The 17,446-nt window shown below is 68.2% G+C and carries 9 protein-coding genes and 1 tRNA gene; 4 read left to right on the top strand and 6 right to left on the bottom strand.

Annotated features, from left to right (window positions below):
- Positions 1–39: 39 nt before the first annotated feature.
- The 3 genes from AC5RWT_RS16820 to AC5RWT_RS16810 form a co-directional block, all read right to left on the bottom strand.
- Positions 40–489 (bottom strand): RrF2 family transcriptional regulator, encoded by a 450-nt coding sequence (locus AC5RWT_RS16820; RefSeq protein WP_494044952.1) that lies wholly within the window; start codon positions 487–489, stop codon positions 40–42.
- Between the two features lie 120 nt (positions 490–609).
- A complete protein-coding gene (locus AC5RWT_RS16815; RefSeq protein ID WP_494081139.1) occupies positions 610–1,107 on the bottom strand; it encodes a hypothetical protein in 498 nt (165 codons plus the stop codon).
- Positions 1,104–2,582 (bottom strand): phosphohexomutase domain-containing protein, encoded by a 1,479-nt coding sequence (locus AC5RWT_RS16810; RefSeq protein ID WP_494081138.1) that lies wholly within the window; start codon positions 2,580–2,582, stop codon positions 1,104–1,106. The genes AC5RWT_RS16815 and AC5RWT_RS16810 overlap by 4 nt, the downstream gene beginning before the upstream one ends.
- A 70-nt stretch (positions 2,583–2,652) precedes the next feature.
- On the opposite strand from AC5RWT_RS16810, the gene AC5RWT_RS16805 reads away from it, so the two are divergent.
- The 3 genes from AC5RWT_RS16805 to AC5RWT_RS16795 all read left to right on the top strand — a co-directional run bounded on the left by AC5RWT_RS16805 (position 2,653) and on the right by AC5RWT_RS16795 (position 8,143).
- Positions 2,653–4,854, top strand: a complete 2,202-nt coding sequence (locus AC5RWT_RS16805) for a RecQ family ATP-dependent DNA helicase (RefSeq protein ID WP_494081137.1) — start codon at positions 2,653–2,655, stop codon at positions 4,852–4,854.
- 302 nt (positions 4,855–5,156) lie between these two features.
- Positions 5,157–6,593 (top strand): DUF2252 domain-containing protein, encoded by a 1,437-nt coding sequence (locus AC5RWT_RS16800; RefSeq protein WP_494081136.1) that lies wholly within the window; start codon positions 5,157–5,159, stop codon positions 6,591–6,593.
- A 47-nt stretch (positions 6,594–6,640) separates the two neighbouring features.
- A complete protein-coding gene (locus AC5RWT_RS16795) occupies positions 6,641–8,143 on the top strand; it encodes an FAD-dependent monooxygenase (RefSeq protein ID WP_494081135.1) in 1,503 nt (500 codons plus the stop codon).
- A 2-nt stretch (positions 8,144–8,145) separates the two neighbouring features.
- Here AC5RWT_RS16795 and AC5RWT_RS16790 read toward each other — a convergent pair.
- Both AC5RWT_RS16790 and AC5RWT_RS16785 read right to left on the bottom strand, forming a co-directional pair.
- A tRNA-Ser gene (locus tag AC5RWT_RS16790) sits at positions 8,146–8,234 on the bottom strand.
- A 65-nt stretch (positions 8,235–8,299) separates the two neighbouring features.
- On the bottom strand, positions 8,300–10,378 hold the full coding sequence (locus AC5RWT_RS16785; protein ID WP_494081134.1) for a prolyl oligopeptidase family serine peptidase: 2,079 nt from the start codon (positions 10,376–10,378) through the stop codon (positions 8,300–8,302).
- Positions 10,379–10,856: 478 nt separating this feature from the next.
- On the opposite strand from AC5RWT_RS16785, the gene AC5RWT_RS16780 reads away from it, so the two are divergent.
- The gene (locus AC5RWT_RS16780; RefSeq protein WP_494081133.1) at positions 10,857–12,860 is read left to right on the top strand and encodes an FAD/NAD(P)-binding protein; all 2,004 of its coding nucleotides are present in this window, start codon (positions 10,857–10,859) and stop codon (positions 12,858–12,860) included.
- 153 nt (positions 12,861–13,013) lie between these two features.
- Here AC5RWT_RS16780 and AC5RWT_RS16775 read toward each other — a convergent pair whose 3' ends face one another.
- Positions 13,014–17,432, bottom strand: a complete 4,419-nt coding sequence (locus AC5RWT_RS16775; RefSeq protein WP_494081132.1) for an ExeM/NucH family extracellular endonuclease — start codon at positions 17,430–17,432, stop codon at positions 13,014–13,016.
- Between the last annotated feature and the right edge of the window lie 14 nt (positions 17,433–17,446).

The raw sequence follows: 17,446 nt of genomic DNA, 5'->3' as shown, positions 1-17,446 counted from the left end.
GCCTCTAGAAGTTGTAGAAAGATCCGGTAACGGGGCGGCTTAGGCCGGCCGGCGGGTGAGCAAGCTCACAAACACCGGCTCCATTTGGGACTGGTGCGGCAGCGCGGACACCACCACGGAGTCGAGTTCGCGGTAAAAAGCTTCGCGCGCCCGGCGCAGCGCCCCGCGCAGCCCGCAGTTGTTGTTCATCGGGCAATCACCATGGGCGGACTCGCAATCCACCAGGTCCTCGCGCGCATCCAGCGTGCGCAACACGCCGCCCACAGTGGCGGCCCGACCGGCGGGGCTGATCCGCACGCCGCCGGACCGGCCGCGCACCGCCTCGAGGAGTCCGAGCCCGCGCAGCTTCAGCACCGCCTTGCTGACGTGGTTGTACGGCGTACCGACGCCGTCGGCGATGGCCTGCGTGGTCATCAATTCCCCGTCCGGGGCCGCGGAGAGCAGCATCAGCGCCCGCAGGCACACATCGGAGAAGGCATTGATACGCATGCTTGCTATATTAGCCGCCAGCTCTTGACAAAAGCCGCGGCTGTGCCGCCAGTCACGGCGTGGGGATGCGGTGACGTCGGTCGCTTGTCATGGCGACGGCGGCGGGGCGCGGCAGCCTGCTCAGGCCTCCGGGGACCCGGTTTCTTCGACGGGTTCCTGATCGGGCCAGACGAGGCGTTCCTGCGGGTCCACGAAGGGGTCCGGGTAGCTCCACTTGCCATCGTCGTCGTGATGGTAGGGCTGGATGGCGGAGACGGCGACGCCGGCGGAGTGCTCCACGGCGATCTGGATCGCGTCGGCGTCCTCTTCGGGCAGGAAGATGTCACTGATCACTGCGACGGCTCGGAAGTCGCCGCGTTCCTGCCGCAGCGTGGCATATAGATCCTCGATCATGCCGTCCACGTTGACCTCCGTTGCCTCGGTTGCCTCCGCGTCGAGGTCATCGGGGGAAACCACCACCAGGCGCAGCCCGCCGTCGCGCGTGGTCACCAGTGCCGCGGGCAGGAACGCTCCGTGGTCGGCCAACTGCTCCTGGGCCACGCCCAGCCCGGTGCCGAACAGGGTGTCGATATCGGCCAGTACCTCGGACGGAATGCCGTCGCGCCAGGACGCACTCATGCTGCTTCCCGGACCCGGGCCAAGACGTGTTCGCGGAGGGTCTGGAGCAGCGCCGGGTTGGTGGCTTCGGCGTTGAGGCGCAGGAACGGTTCGGTGTTGGAGGGGCGCAGGTTGAACCACCAGGATCCGTCGTCGGCAATGACGGTGGTGCCGTCCAGGCGGTCCACGCTCACTCCGGTTCCCGCGTAGGCGGTGGGGCAGGTGGGCGCGGTGGCTGATGTCCCGCCGGCGGTTGGGTCGGTGGCCAGGGCGGGGGCGAAGTCGCCCAGCACGCGGGCGACCGCGGCGGCCTTGTCCTCGACCTGCGAGTTCAGTTCACCGGTGGCGTGGTAGGGGTCGTATTCGGCAGCGAGTTCGGACAGCGGCGCCTGCTGTTCGCCGAGCGCGGCCAGCACATGCATGGCGGCGAGCATGCCGGTATCGGCGTTGTAGAAGTCGCGGAAGTAGTAGTGCGCGGAATGTTCGCCGCCGAACACCGCCTTTTCCTCTGCCATGTGCGCCTTGATGAAGGAGTGGCCCACCCGGGTGCGCACGGCCCGGCCGCCGGCGGCGGAAACGGCTTCGGGCACGGCGCGGGAGGTGATCAGGTTATGGATCACGGCCGGGTGTTCTTCGCCGGCGGCCTGGGCGCGGGCGATCTCTCGGCGGGCGACCAGCGCGGTGATGGCCGAGGGGGAGACCACGGACCCGGTGTCATCGATAACAAAGCAGCGGTCGGCGTCGCCGTCGAAGGCCAGGCCGATGTCGGCGCCGTGCTCGCGGACGGCGGCCTGCAGGTCCACCAGGTTCTCCGGTTCCAGCGGGTTGGCCGGGTGGTTGGGGAAGGTGCCGTCCAGCTCGAAGTACAGCGGCACAATCTCCAGCGGCAGCGCCGGCAAGAGGGTGTCGCCGAGCACGGCGGGTGTGGTCATTCCGGCCATGCCGTTGCCGGCGTCCACCACTACTTTCAGCGGGCGGATGCCGGTCAGGTCCACCAGGGAGCGCAGGTACCCGGCATAACCGGAGAGCACGTTGGCTTCGGTGATGGCCCCGGTTTCGGTGCCGTCGGGAATGCCGGTCTCCAGGTATTTCTGCGCACGGTCGCGGATGTCGAACATGCCGGTGTCGGAGGAAACCGGCACCGCGCCGGGCTTGGCCATCTTCATGCCGTTGTACTGGGCCGGGTTGTGGCTGGCGGTGAACACCACTCCGGCGGCATCGAGGGAACCGCAGGCATAGTAGAGCTCGTCGGTCGAGATCAGCCCCAGCATCAGGATGTTGGCACCCCTGCCGGCCGCGCCGTGGGCGAACGCGGCAGCGAACTCCGGCGAGGACGGGCGCATGTCCCCGCCCACCAGCACCGTCTGCCCGGCCAAGGACAGTACGTCCACAAAGGCGGCCCCGGTCGCCTCGACGGTTGCGGCGGTTATGGTCTCGCCCACGATCCCACGGACGTCGTAGGCCTTGAAGGACAGGCCAAGATCTATGCTGCTCACCCCACCAGCTTATAAGGGGCTCCTGTGGAAAAGGGACAGGTTGTCAGCTGCGGCTGGAATACTGGGGTTCATGGCTGAGTGGATCGACGGGACAACGGACACGGCGACGGACATCGCCACACTGGGATCGGCTGCGGCCGGGCCGGACGGCGGTGGGCTGCGCCAGGAGGCCACGGCGCTGCTGCGGGCCTTGGTGGGCCATGACGCGGCCGAATTCCACGAGGGCCAGTTCGAGGCGGTGGAGGCGCTCGTCTCCGGCGGACGCCGGGCTCTGGTGGTGCAGCGCACCGGCTGGGGCAAGTCGGCGGTCTACTTCGTGGCCAGCCTGCTGCTGCGCCGCCGGGGCGCCGGTCCCACGCTGATCGTCTCGCCGCTACTCGCGCTGATGCGCGACCAGGTGGCCGCTGCCGAACGCGCCGGTGTGCGGGCCGCGGCCATCAACTCCGCCAACCAGTTGGAATGGGGGCAGATCCAGGAGCAGTTGGCCGCCAACACTGTGGATGTGCTGCTGGTGTCGCCCGAGCGGCTGAACAACCCGCGCTTCCGGGACGAGCAGTTGCCGCAGCTGGTGGGCAGCTCCGGCCTGTTGGTGATCGACGAGGCCCACTGCATCTCCGACTGGGGCCACGATTTCCGTCCCGACTACCGGCGGATCCGGGACCTGATCGGCCAGCTCCCGGACCGGGTGCCGGTGCTGGCCACCACGGCCACCGCCAATTCGCGTGTGGTCCATGACATCGAAGAGCAGCTCGGCGTGCGTTCCGCGGGGGAGCACGACGGCGGGGTGCTCACCATCCGGGGGCCGCTCGCCCGTGCCTCGCTGCGGTTGGGAGTGCTCCGGCTGGCCAGCCCGCGTGCCCGGCTCGGCTGGCTGCTCACCCATCTGAATGACCTGCCCGGCAGCGGAATCATCTACGCGCTCACGGTCTCCGCCGCCGAGGATACGGCGCGCCTGCTGCGTGAGGCCGGCCATGAGGTGGCCGCCTACACCGGCCGCACCGATCCTGCCGAGCGGGAACAGGCGGAGGCGGCGCTGAAGGAGAACCGGGTCAAGGCGCTGGTGGCCACAAGCGCTCTCGGCATGGGCTTCGACAAGCCGGACCTGGGCTTCGTGGTCCATTTGGGTGCACCGAGCTCCCCGGTGGCCTACTACCAGCAGGTGGGGCGTGCTGGCCGCGGCACCCCCAACGCCGATGTCCTGCTGCTGCCGGGCACCGAGGACCGGGACATCTGGGAGTATTTCGCCACCGCATCGATGCCCAACGAGGGGACCGCCACCGCGGTGCTGCGCGAGCTCGCCGCTCCCGGCACGGTGCTGTCCACCGCGGCGCTGGAGACGCTCGTGAACCTGAAGCGGTCCCCGCTGGAATTGCTGCTGAAGGTCCTCTCCGTAGACGGCGCGGTGCGCAAGGTCAGCGGCGGCTGGGAGGGAACCGGCCAGCCCTGGACCTATGACGCGGAGCGCTATGGGCGCATTGCGCAGGCCCGGGTGGCCGAACAGAACTCCATGCTGGACTACGAGAACACCTCCGGCTGCCGGATGGAATTCCTGGCCAGCGCCCTGGACGATCCGGCGGCTGCTCCGTGCGGCCGCTGCGACAACTGCGCCGGGCCGTGGTACTCGGACAGCATCGCTGCCGAAGCCACCGAGAGCGCCGGCGCCGCCTTGCAGCGGGCCGGCGTCGAACTGGAGCCCCGGGCCATGTGGCCCAGCGGGATGGACAAACTGGGCGTCCCGGTCAAGGGGAAGATCCCGCCCGCCGAGGCCAACGGCAGCGGCCGGGCGCTTGCACGCCTGACGGATCTGGGCTGGGGCGGGCAGTTGCGGGAGGTCTTTGGCACCGACGCTCCGGACCGAGAGGTGCCCGCCGGCATGCTGAAAGCCTGCGTGCAGGTCCTGGCCCAGTGGGGTTGGGCGCAGCGGCCGGTGGCCGTCGTGAATGTGCCGTCGCGGAGCCGGCCGCTGCTGACGCAGTCGCTGGCTCGCGGTCTCTCGGAGATTGGCCGGTTGCCGTACCTCGGCGAACTCGCTGTCCCACATGGCGGCCCGCGCAGCGGCCCCGGCGGCAACAGTGCCTTCCGGCTGGCCGATGTCTGGGACCAGTTCCAGGTCCCCGAGGGTGGTGAAGCATGGCTGGCGGAGAACCGAGGCCCCGTGCTGCTGGTCGATGACCTCGCCGACAGCCGCTGGACCCTCACAGTGGCCGGCCGCGCGCTGCGCCTGGCCGGGGCGGAAACGGTGCTGCCCTTCGTGCTCGCTCTCAAGGGCTGACCGACCGGACTCGGAGGCACGAGGTGCCGGGGGGCGTAAAGGCACTGCCGGTGCCAATGACCTCCGCAGAATCACGCTTGAGTGGTACCGATGGCACAGGCACAACCCCTCAGTACAGCGAAAAGCGCGGCGCGTTGACGATTGGACGTGCCGGGGCCACAATCGCAGTGTCAATGCGGACGAGATGCTGCAGGACTCGATGAAGCGCACAACAGTGGGGCCAGGCGGCTCCTGAACGTTTCGAGGCCACTAGTGCCGGTGCGACGGTGGCGGTTCCTGACGTCAAAGGGAGGTCACCGAGCATGGCCGAGAAAAGGGTCAAGCACCCGAGCGTCGAGGAACGCGAAGCCAAGGGCAAGGAATGCCGCAAACAGACGCCCGTCTCCAGCCACACGGGCTGGGTTCCCGCCGCCGACCGGCCTGATCCGGTAGCACTCCTCGAAGAACAGAACCAAACCAGGGAACAGGACCTCGTGCCGGTGCGTCACGGCCGGATGTTGGCCTCACCGTTCACGTTCTACCGGGGCGCGGCCAAGATTATGGCCCGCGACCTGAAAGATACGCCGCGGGCCGGCTTGAACTCCCAATCGTGCGGCGATGCCCACCTGTCCAACTTCGGCGTATTTGCCTCGCCCGAACGAAACCTGCTGTTCGACCTAAACGACTTCGACGAGACGCTTCCGGGACCATTCGAATACGACGTCAAACGCATGTCCGCTAGCTTCACCATCGCAGCCCGGAACAATGCGTTCAGCAAGGACGACGCGCGCGACGTGACGCTTACCGGGGTGCGGGCCTACCGCGAAGCGATGGCACAGTTCGCGCAAATGCGCACCTTGGACATTTGGTACGCCCGCCTGACCGAGGAGCAGTTGGTGGAAGCCATCGATCTGGCCGTGGCAACTCAAAGCGACAAAGCCCTCAAGAAGGCAGCCAAGGCCAGGGGAGAGAAAGCGAGGCAGAGCCTCGCAAAGGCCCGCACTCGGGACAGCCTGCAGGCACTCTCCAAGCTCGCAGAGCGAGTCGACGGGAGGGTCCGAATTGTCAGCCAGCCACCGCTGGTCATTCCCGCCCGGGAGCTGGCAGGTGCGTACGGAATGTCCGGCGACGAGGTAGAAAGCGTTATCCGCGATCAGCTCCGGTCCTACCGGGCCACCCTGCCGGAAGACCGGCGGCACCTGCTTGAACAATTCGAACTGATCGATGTCGCCCGCAAGGTTGTGGGCGTCGGCAGTGTCGGTACGCGGGCGTTTATCGCCTTGCTCCAAGGGCGCGATCAAGAGGATCCGCTGTTCCTCCAAGTCAAGGAGGCCACGCGATCGGTGCTTGAGGACCACTTGCCGAAGAGCAAGTACAGGCAGCCGGGCGAGCGCGTGATGCAGGGGCAGCGGATGATGCAGGCCGCGAGCGACATCTTCCTGGGCTGGACCAAGGGTGCGCAGGACAATCGGCACCTCTATTGGCGCCAACTCCGGGATATGAAGGGCTCAGCCGTGGTGGAAGCGATGAAGCCGCCGGGTTTGGCGCTGTATGCCACCGCCTGCGGCTGGACACTGGCCCGCGCGCACGCACGATCAGGTGACCCGATCGCGATCGCCGCCTATCTGGGCAAGAGCGACAAATTCGATGTCTCGGTCACCGATTTCTCCGAGCGGTACGCCGATCAGAACGACAAGGACTACCAGGCCTTCGCCGAGGCGGTTCGGACCGGCCGCCTCGAAGCAGTTGAAGGCGTCTAAGAGGTTCCGCGGATGGCACGGGCCACGTTCAAGAGGCGGTGGTTGCGATGGCCGATGTGGTCATTGCCGGCGGCGGTCCGACCGGGATGATGCTCGCCGCCGAGCTGACCCTGGCGGGAGTCGAGACGGCGATTGTGGAGCGCCGCGGGACGCCGGAGCTGGTGGGCTCGCGTGCGGGCGGATTCCACTCGCGGACCATCGAAATCCTCGACCAGCGCGGGATCGCCGACCGGTTCCTCGCCGAGGGGCAGCGCGTCCAGGCGGCGTTCTTCGGGAGCACAAAGCTGGACGTGAGCGACTTTCCCACCCGGCACCCTTACACGCTTGGCCTGTGGCAGAACCATATTGAGCGGATCCTAGCCGGCTGGATCGGGGAGCTGGGCGTGCCGGTCCATCGGGGGCTCGAGGTGGCGGGTTTCGCCCAGGACCACAGCGGCGTGGACGTGGAGCTCGCCGACGGGACGCGGATGCACGCGCAGTACCTGGTCGGCGCCGACGGCGGGCGAAGCGCTGTCCGGAAAGCAGCCGGCATCGAGTTCCGCGGCTGGGATGCGACGAGGAGCAGCCTGATCGCGGAAGTGGAAGTGACCGAGGAGACGCCGGCCGGCGCGCGGATTGACGAGGTGGGGATTCACGGGCTGCACCTGATGGAGGACGGGCGAACCACGCGGGTGATCGTGACAGAGAAGGAACTTGGACGGGGAACCGAGCCCACCCTGGCCGACCTCGGCAAGGCGCTGACCGAGATCTATGACACCGATTTCGGGGTCCACCATCCGAGGTGGATTTCGCGGTTCACCGATGCCACCCGGCAGGCCGCCAGCTACCGCAGCGGCCGGGTGCTGCTGGCCGGCGATGCCGCACACGTTCATGCTCCGTCGGGCGGGCAGGGGATTGGGCTCGGCATCCAGGACGCAGTGAACCTCGGTTGGAAGCTCGCACAAGTCGTCAATGGCACAGCGCCGGACAGCCTGCTGGACACGTACCACGCCGAACGGCACCCGGCCGGGGCCCGCGCGCTGAAACACACGATGGCGCAGTCGCTCATGCAACGGGCCGACCCTCGCGTCGGCGCGTTGGCCGACACGGTGGCCGGCCTGTTGACCATCGATGAAGCCCGCAAGCAGGTTGCCGGGCTCATCTCCGGCTTGGACGTCCGCTACGACCTCGGCGAGGGGCACCCGTTGCTCGGGCGCCGGATGCCCGATCTCGACGTCTTCACCGCCAACGGCCCGCTGCGCGTGTATACCCTCCTGCACCATGCCCGTGCGGTGCTCATCAACCTCGGCACGCCGGGCAGCATCGAATTGGGGCCGTGGGCGGATCGGGTGCAGTTGGTGGACGCCACCTACGACGGCGGATGGGAGCTTCCGGTGATCGGTCCGGTCAGCGCTCCGTCGGCCGTGCTGATCCGGCCCGACGGGCATGTGGCCTGGACGGGAGACGAGACGCAGTCTGGCCTACGGGAGGCGCTAACCAGTTGGTTCGGGCCCGCCCGGCGTTTACACTCCGGAGACGCAAAAACTCCCCCGGTTTCCCGGGGGAGTTGACGCGGAGACGGGGGGATTTGAACCCCCGGTCGAGTTTAACCCCGACCCTTCATTAGCAGTGAAGTCCATTCGGCCGCTCTGGCACGTCTCCATACGCTATTGCTAGCCACACAAGACTACCCAGAACCACGGGTCAAGAGCAAAACCGGGAACGGCTTAACCCGTCAGCGCCCGCCACAGGAACGTGTGCGAGAGCGCCTGCAGCCGGGCGGTTTGCTTGTTGTCGCTGGCGCCGGCGTGGCCGCCCTCCAACGCCTCGTGGAACCAGACGTTCTCAACACCCAGCTCCAGCATCCGTGCGGCCATTTTCCGAGCCTGCACCGGGCCCACCCGGTCGTCCGAGGTGGCGGTCCAGATCAGCGCGTCGGGGTACTCGGTGCCCGGCTGGAGCAGGTGGTAGGGCGAGAAGGTACGCATGAACTCCCACTGGGCCGGGTCCTCCGGGTCCCCGTACTCGGCAATCCAGGAGTAGCCGGCGGAGAGCTTGGTGTAGCGGGCCATGTCCAGCAGCGGCACCCCGCAGGACACCGCGCCGAACAGGTGCGGGTAGCTGGTCAGCATGTTTCCCACCAGCAGGCCGCCGTTGGATCCGCCCGCACAGCCCAGCCGCTCCCGCCGGGTGATGCCGCGGTCCGTCAGGTCCTGCGCCACTGCGGCGAAGTCCTCGTAGGCCCGGTGCCGGTTGGCCTGCAGCGCCGCCCGGTGCCAGCCCGGACCGTACTCGCCGCCGCCGCGGATGTTGGCCACCACGTAGACCCCGCCGCGCCCGTCGGCGGTGCGCTGTTCCAGCCACGCCCGGCCCACGGTGCCGCTATAGCCGGGTGTCCTGGCGACCTCGAACCCGCCGTAACCCGAGAGCAGCACGGGATTGCCGCCGTCGTGCTTGAGGTCTTTTGGCGCCACCTGGAAGTAGGGCACCTGAGTGCCGTCCTTGGACGTGGCGAAGTGCTGCTGGACCTCATATGCCGAGGCATCAAAGTACGACGGCGAAGCCTTGACTTCCGCTGCCGACCCGCCGATGGTGCCGCGCGAGAGGGTGGACGGCGTGAGGTAGCCGGTGGACACCAGCCAGTAGTCGTCGGATTCCTCGTCATCCACGGCCGAGGCATCCACGGCGTGCAGGGGCGGGCAGTCCTGCAGCTCCAAGGCGGACCAGCCGGCCGCCGGATCCAGCACGCGGACCTGCGAGGAGACATCGTGCAGCAGGTTCAGCAGCAGGTAGTTCTTCGTCCAGCTCCAGGACTGCAGCGAGGTTGCCGCATCCGGGGCGAACAGCACCTGCACGCTGCCCTCGCCGGCCAGGAAGGCCTCCAGATCAGCGGCCAGCAGCGAGCCGGCGGGGTGGACGGTACCGCCGAGTTCCCAGTCGCCCTGCGGCCTCATCAGCAGCCACTGGCGGTAGATGTCCACGTTCACGTCGGTGGGCACGTCGATGGGCAGCCAACCGCCGTCGCGCCGGAGGTAGGTGCGGTAGTTGAAGAAGTCGATGACGTCCACCGCCACGTCGCGTTCGAATCCGGGGATGGAGTCGTGGCCGACCTGGGCCAGCATGTGGTCCTCGGGGACGTCGAAGTACTCCTCCGCCTCAGTCGGAGCCTGGCCGCGCTGCAGGATGCGGCTGGTCCGTGGGTAGGAGGAGGTGGTCAGCGAGCCGGGGCCGAAATCGGTCCCCAGTAGGATCCGGTCCTCGTCCAGCCAGGAGACGTAGCTCTTGGCCACCGGGATGTCGAAGCCCCCGGTGACGAAGGCGCGGTCCTCGACGTCGAACTCCCGCAGCCTCACCGCGTCGCCGCCGTCGGGCGACAGTCGCAGCATGGCCCGCCGGTAACTGACGCCGTCGGCGGGCCGCAGGAAGGCGGAGCCCGCGTACACCCACTCGACGCCCTCGGCCGCGGCCAGCGCGTCCACGTCCAGCAGGATCTCCCACTCGGGGGAGTCGCTCAGGTAGCTCTCCCAAGACGTACGCCGGAGCAGGCCGCGGGGGTTCGTCTTGTCGCGCCAGAAGTTGTAGTAGTAATTGCCGCGCTTGGTGACGCCGGGAATCCGGTCCTCCGCGTCGAGAACCTCCAGGATGCCGGCTTCCAGCGCCCTGAACTGCCCGTCCACTAGCTTGTCCTCGGTGCGCCGGTTCTGCCCCTTCACCCATTCCAGCGGCTTCTCGCCGTAGATGTCCTCCAGCCAGATGAAGTCGTCCTGGGGCAAATGCGTATTGTCCTGCGCGGGGTCCTGGGCCATGCCTCCATCCTAGGCATGCTGCCGCGGCCCCCCAGCGCGCTCGCCGTTGTAGTGCCTGCGGCCGTGGACAGCCTGCGTCACGTTGCCCTCCGGCCTGCGTTACGTTGTCCTCCGGCCGGAGCGCTCGCGGGTCACTGCCCAGCGGGCCATTGTCCTACTGGGCTTGTACCGCTCCGCGGACAGTATTTCTCCCACCGGTAAGCAAAGCTGGCGGGGCTCCGCTCCGATGGGCCGGACCACTGGGGCCTCCCCGAGCAAGCAAGAGGAATGCCGGCCCTTCCAGGTTGAATGTGGCGTCCACTGTACAAGCGGGGGAGTTTGGCGCCCACAGTCCAGGCTGGAGTTTGGCGCCCACCGTCCAGGCCGGGGGAGCGTGGAGTCCGGTACCCAAGCCACAGAATGCTGCCGCGGCCCCCAGCGCGCTGGCGGTTAGCCCCGCCCGACCGGGCGCCGCCCGGCAGGCCGTAGGCTAGAAAGCGTGGATAATCCGGGCATTTTTCGTGTAGCGATCGTGGGCGCCGGCCCGCGGGGCACCTCCGTGTTGGAACGATTGCTGTCCAACCAGCAGGCCCGCGGCGGGGCCCGGCTGCGGATCCATCTGGTGGACCCGTTCCGGCCCGGGTCGGGCCATGTCTGGCAGCCCGGCCAGTCCCGGTTGTTCCTGATGAACACGCCCTGCCTGTTCCCCACGGTGGTGCCGGCACCCGGGACCGAGCACGTGGGCCCCGAACCGGTGGCCGGGATGACTTTCGAGGCCTGGCGCTCCGCCGTAGCGGCCGGCAGTATCCCGGATGTGCCGGCGGACGACGCCGAGGAGGCGGCGGCGCTGGGGCCGGCCGATTTCCCCAGCCGCGCGCTGTACGGGCGCTACCTGGCCTGGACCTTTGCGCACCTGGCCGCCCGGACCGGAGCGGATGCCTCGCTGACCGTTCATGCGGCGGAAGCCACCGGCCTGGCACGGCACGACGGCGGGTGGCAGCTTGAGCTGAACGACGGCACCACCCTGCCGGCCGACGCCGTGGTGCTGGCGCTGGGGCATGTGCCTGCCGCGCTGAACCCGGAGCAGCAGCAGCTTCAGGATGCGGCGGCACGGCATGGCCTGAACTACCTAGCGCCCAATGTGCCGGCGGACGTGGACTGGGGTCGGCTGCCGCCAGGGCGCACGGTGCTGGTCCGTGGAATGGGCCTGAACTTCTTCGACCTGATGGTTCAAGTGACCGAAGGCCGCGGCGGACGGTTCGTGCCCGCGACGGACGGCGGGCCGCTGACCTACCTCCCGTCGGGGAAGGAACCGCGGCTGGTGGCCGGGTCCCGGCGCGGCACCCCCTACCGGGCGAAGGCCAAGATCAATAGCTACATTCCGGCCGGTGTGGAGCTGCGGCACTTCACCACGCACTCGGCCCGCCTGTTCGCCGCAGCCGGTGTGCAGCCCGGCTTCGACCACGACCTCTGGCCCATGCTGCACCGCGACGTGTATTGGACCTATTACTCCACCCTGGCGCGGGTGGAACCGGAGTGCCTGAAGGTGGCGCCGCAGGAGCTGCTGGCAGGGCTGGACCAATTGCTGGCAGAAAAATGGGAGCCAGGAAGCCGTACGATGTTGACCCGGGTTCGGGCGTACCTGGCCGAGCGGGTCAGCGAGGACAGGTTGCTGGACGTGGAAGGCCTGGCCAAGCCTTTCGGCGGCCGCAAGTTCGCATCCGCAGCGGAGCATCAGCAAGCGGTGCTGGACTATTTGGACGCCGATGCGGAGGGTTCGGCGCGCGGTACCGATGATCCGCTCAAGATGGCCATCGGGGCACTGAACGCCGGACGCTCGCTGCTCAAGAAGATTGTGGCCGACGGCGGGATCACCGAGGAATCCTGGCTGGCCGAACTTCGCGGATGGTTCGAACCGCTGGTCGAGGGGCTGGCCAGCGGACCGCCGGCCCAGCGCATCGAGCAGTTGGCCGCCCTGGCGCGGGCCGGCATCGTCCAGTTTGCGGGCCCCGAGCCGGTCTACCAAGTGGATCCGGACACCGGCCGCTTCCGGGTCACCTCGTCATGGGTCGACGGCGCCGAATACAGCGCCGCCTACCTGGTGGAGGCGATGATGCCGGTCAACCGGGTGGCGCATAACCGGTCGACGCTGCTGCGCCGGATGTTGGAGGATGGCCTGACCAGGCCCAAGCTGATGATTGGACCCAATGGAGCGCCGGTGACGGGTTCCGGCCTGGACGTCACGCAACCGCCGTACCGTCCGCTGGATCGGAACGGACAGCCGGTGCGGAATCTGTATGTGATCGGGCTGCAGCTGTCCTCGGTGCAGTGGGGCACCTCGATTGCCGCCGAAGCCGGAGCATCCGGGGAAACCGGCGGCCGGACGCTGCAGGATGCCGACCGGATAGCCCGTGCCATCCTGGACGCAGCCGACAACAGAAGTCTGGCCGACCCCGCGCAGGCGGGCACCGCCGTCGTTGGCAGCGGCAGCCTAGGCCGCTGACGCCGTCATTGACGCGCAACAGAAGTCTGGCCGACCCCGCGCAGGCGGGCACCGCCGTCGTTGGCAGCGGCAGCCTAGGCCGCTGACGCCGTCATTGACGCGCAACAAAACAGGCCCTCCCGGGTAGGGAGGGCCTGTTCGTCCTTCTAGGTTTTAGCGCTTGTTTCCGCCGTTGCCGCGGTCCTTGTCCGTGTCCAGGCCCACAATGATCGGATCGTGGTCGCTGGCCCGGAAGGGATCCGGGGCGTAGAAGTTGGTGGCGTTGTAGTTGTACCGGCTGTACTCCAGCGCGATCGATTCCACCGAGTTGATGTTCCAGATGTCGGCACCCTTGACCTTCGCGTCCGCTGCGGGCGAGGCGAAGATGTAGTCCAGCGAGCCGACCATGCCGCCGAAGCTGTAGCTGTGCTCGCCGGTCTTGGCGCCTTGGTCCACGTAACCGGCCTCGGTGAGGACCCTGATCGGGTCTTCCTTCGCGTAGGAGTTGAAGTCGCCGGTCAGCAGCACCTTGCCGGTCCGGAACTTCTCCTGCATCTGCTCCGCGAAGTCCACCAGCGAATGCGCCTGCGCGGTGCGGGCTGCATTCCAGGCGCCCTGGCCGTGGTCGGCGTTCTCGCCCGAGCTCGGGCCGGAGCCCTTGGACTTGAAGTGGTTGGCGATCACGATGAAGGTATCCGAGGCGCCGTTCTTGGCCTTGAATGCCTGGGCCAGCGGTTTGCGCGCGTTGGCGAACGCTTTGGTGTCGTTGTGGATCACCGACTCTTGGACCGTCTTCACCTCGTCCTTCTTGTAGATGAAGGCCGTACGGATGAAGTCCTCATCCGCCAGCGCCGGCAGCTCTTCCGGCGACCGGACGTAGTCCCAGCCGCCGTGCTGGGGCCCCTTGCCCGAATGCTTGCCGTTGTGGCGGGTGTCGCCCAGATCCGCATTCAGTGCCTCGGTCAGCGCGGCCAGGGCTGCGTCGCGCTCCTTGCCGAACTGGGCGGAGTTCTCGATCTCCTCCAGCGCCACAATGTCCGCGTCCAGCGCGTTGATGGCTGCCACGATCTTGGCCTGCTGGCGTTCCAGGTTCTCCGCGTCCCAGGCGCCGCGGGCATCGCAGTTGCGGGCCGTGATCGGGTTGCCGTCGCGGTCCGTGAAGGCGCCGCATCCCGGCAGCTGGTCGCCGGTGGTGCTGAAGTAGTTCAGCACGTTGAACGAGGCCAGCTTCACGCCGTCGATCTCTTCCGGAGAATCGGTGCGCGTGTTCTGGAACGACGCCGGCTGGACGCTTTCCGCGTTCTCCACCGTCAGGTGGCCCAGCGGCTGGAAACGCCAGAGATCGAACCGGTAATCCAGCACCACATTGGTGGCGAACGTTGCCGGGGAACCCACCCGGACCGGATCCCCGGCGGACAGGTAGGGCAGCGGGATGTCCTTGTTGGCGTCCGCGCCCAGGTAGTTGACGCTCGAGCCGTCGTCCAGCGTGACGGCCAGGGCGGCGTTCTTCTCCGTCTCGGCCCAGAACTCGTTAGAGCCGTAGGTTCCGACGGCGGTGGGCTGCACCAGCGCGGAGTCTCCGGCGGCCAGGCCGATCTCGCCGTATTGGTTCAGGGCGAAGTTGTCGGTGACGGTGAAGCCGCCCTGAGGCGCCAGCAGCATGCCCTCGAACTTCTCGCGGTCCGCCTCCGTGGCCGGCCAGCCGATGGCTGCTGCCTTCGGCGCCTCCGCTGCCTCCTGCAGGACGGTCAGTCCCTCGGCCGCGACGGTGATCTCGGTCAGGCCGTGGAACTCGCTGACCTTGCCGGTGACCTCCACGAAGTCGCCGGCCTGCACGTCACCGGCCGTCTCGGGGGAGTAGACGAACACGGCGTCCGACGCGGTCCGGTCCGTGGCGTTGGTGTCGCCGCCGGTCCCTTCGGTCTGCAGGTAGTAGCCGTCGAAGCCGCCGGTGGCGTAGGCGGCGGTCACCACGCCGCCGGTGGTCACGGTCTTGCCGGCCAGCGGGGACTGCGTGCCGGTGCCCTGGATCTCGGCGATGGTGGCTGCTTTGGGCTCCGGCTCCGGGTCACCGCCGCCGTTGCCCTCGCCGGAACCCCGCGGGGAGATATCTTCGCTGAGGCTGAAGTCCGCCGCGTTGTTGTTGGTGTCGGTTCCGTCGGCGCGGTTCATCGACCGCACGTCCGAGTTGCTCCTCGGCGACTGGGCCGCTTCGGTCTCGAAGGTGTTCGAGGTGCCGTAGCCCAGCAGGTCCACCACATTGCCGCGGTCGACCACCGAACCGGTGCCCAGATCGGCCACTGGTCCGGACTGGTTGGCCAGCAGCAGGGTGCCGTTGGTCCCGGACGGGGCCAAGCTCGTCACTAGATCCGTTTCCGGCAGTTCCTCGCCGTTGGTGCCGTTGGAGTTTGCCTGCACCAGGTAGTAGCCGCCGGCCTCGATGCTGCCGGACAGCGCCGCCACTCCGGTGGGGTTGCCGGTCCCGCCGGAAGAGCGGTACTGCAGCGACCAGCCGTCCAGGCTGACCTCGGCGTCGGTGGGGTTGTAGAGCTCGATGAACTTGTTCACGTAGGCAGCGCCGGCGCTGCCACCGGACAGGTACGCCTCGTTGATCACCACATGGTCGGCGCCGTCGCTGCCGCCGGCCTCGACGGCGGACGGCAGCCGGAAGGTGGTTCCGGAGGCGGCGGCGCTCAGTTCGAAGTAGCCGCCGTCCAGTGCGGAAGGAGCGGTGAACTCGATGGAGGCACCGCCGTCGGCCACCTGGAAGGTGCCCAGTTTGGTGCTGGTGCCGGCCGCGTCAACGTACGCGAGCGACAGTTCGGTGTTCAGCGGAGCGCCCAGCGACGTCAGGTCCAGCTTGGAGACCTGCACGCTGACCTGCTGGCCGGGGCCGACGGATTCCGGTGCCCCGGTGACCTGCACGGTGCGGCGGGCGAAATCCGGGGAGAGCGGGCTGTTGTCCTGGATGTAGTCGATCCAGGCGTCGCGGTCCACCAGGCCGGAGTCGCGGGTGTCCGCGCCCTTGGTGAAGACGTGGAAGTTGTCGCCGCCCTGTGCCAGGAAGCTGAAGGTGCCCACCCGGTAGCCGCGCTCCGCGTCCAGCGGTTTGCCGTTGACCCAGACGCCGGTGATGCGCTCGCCTTCGGGCAGCGCCGCGTCGTAGGTGTAGTTGACGTTCTTGCTCAGGCCCAGCTGCAGGTAGGCGCGGCTGGGTACCTCGCCGGCCGCGGTGCGCTGCCACTGCTGCTCCAGCAGGGTCTTGACCTGGGCGCCGGTCAGCGTGGTGGTCCACAGGTTGTTCAGGAAGGGCAGCACCCCGTTGGCCTCGGCGTAGGTGACCGTGCCGTCGGGCGCGTAGTAGAGCTCGTTGCGCAGCCCGCCGGGATTCACCACACCGATCTCGGCACCGCCGCGTTCGGCGGAGGCGAGGGACGCCAGCAGCGAATCGGCCACCAGGTTGCCCAGCGTCGATTCGGAGCCGCGGTCGTCCCGGTCCGGCGCCGTATCCGCGTCCGGCCCGTCCGGCAGGAAGGCGGTGGTGATGTCGCCGGTGACCGAGCCAACCGGCTGGGCGCCGACTTCCTCGGCGTTTTCCAGCGCGGCCTGCACAATCGAAGATACTTCGGCCACGCGCGGATAGGCGGAGACCAGGTCGGCGTCGGCGGTGCCGGTCCGTGGGACGACGGCGGCGGTGTGCGCCAGCACCTCGTCGGCATCGGCGTCGTAGCTGAGCTGGACCTGGCCGATGTTCGCGCCGTAGGAGCCGGTCTGCACCACGGGCCGCGTCTTGCCGTCAACGCCCGGAAGCGGGGCTTCGAAGCTGTAGGCCTGGTGCGTGTGGCCGTTGAAAATGACGTCCACGTCCGGGCTGGTTTCGTTGACAATCCGGTTGAACACGGCACTCGCCGCCACGGCGCTGGTTAGGTCCGCGTTCGTGTTGGCGCCTTTGTGGTAGGACGCCATGATGACGTCGGCTTCGTCGCCGGCGCCGTCGGTCAGCTGGGCCGCCACCCGGTTGACGGCGTCTACCGGGTCGCCGAACTCGAGGTCCGCGATCCCGCCCGGGGACACCAGCGAAGCAGTCTCTTCCGTGACCACACCGACCACGCCGACGGTCACGCCGTTGACCGGGACCAGCTCGTACTCGGGCAGGGCCGGTTCGGTGGTGCCGGCCCGGTACACGTTGGCGCCCAGCTGCGGGTACTTGGAGGCGGGGGCCACCCGGTCCGTCAGGTCGGCGAAGCCGCGGTCGAACTCGTGGTTGCCCACCGCCGTCGTCGCCAATTCCAAGGCGTTGAGCACATCGATGGTCGGCTGGTCCTGCTGCGTGGAAGACGCGAAGACCGAGGCGCCGATGTTGTCGCCGGCGGAGGTGAGCACCGTTCCCTCGGGGTTCTGCGCCCGGAGCTGTTCCACGGTGCCCGCGAACTTGACCGTGTTCGCGTCGATCCGTCCGTGGAAATCGTTGATGCTCAGGAGGTTGAGGTCGACCGGATCGGCCGCATGCGCGGGTAACGCCGCGAAAGGCGCCGCCACCAGGCCTGCAGTCAGGACCGCAGCCAGCGCGGTCTTCGGTGATGAAGTAGCCATGTGGCCCTATCTCT

The sequence above is a fragment of the Arthrobacter sp. Dra40 genome (assembly GCF_059091905.1).
The sequence above is the reverse complement of the archived record's forward strand: the minus strand, read 5'-3'. Positions and strand labels throughout refer to the sequence as shown.

What these genes read in the sequence shown, in the direction of transcription:
- AC5RWT_RS16820 (WP_494044952.1), bottom strand. Translation starts at nt 489, where the DNA reads ATGCGTATCAATGCCTTCTCCGATGTGTGCCTGCGGGCGCTGATGCTG.
- AC5RWT_RS16815 (WP_494081139.1), bottom strand. Translation starts at nt 1,107, where the DNA reads ATGAGTGCGTCCTGGCGCGACGGCATTCCGTCCGAGGTACTGGCCGAT.
- AC5RWT_RS16805 (WP_494081137.1), top strand. Translation starts at nt 2,653, where the DNA reads ATGGCTGAGTGGATCGACGGGACAACGGACACGGCGACGGACATCGCC.
- AC5RWT_RS16800 (WP_494081136.1), top strand. Translation starts at nt 5,157, where the DNA reads ATGGCCGAGAAAAGGGTCAAGCACCCGAGCGTCGAGGAACGCGAAGCC.
- AC5RWT_RS16795 (WP_494081135.1), top strand. Translation starts at nt 6,641, where the DNA reads ATGGCCGATGTGGTCATTGCCGGCGGCGGTCCGACCGGGATGATGCTC.
- AC5RWT_RS16785 (WP_494081134.1), bottom strand. Translation starts at nt 10,378, where the DNA reads ATGGCCCAGGACCCCGCGCAGGACAATACGCATTTGCCCCAGGACGAC.
- AC5RWT_RS16775 (WP_494081132.1), bottom strand. Translation starts at nt 17,432, where the DNA reads ATGGCTACTTCATCACCGAAGACCGCGCTGGCTGCGGTCCTGACTGCA.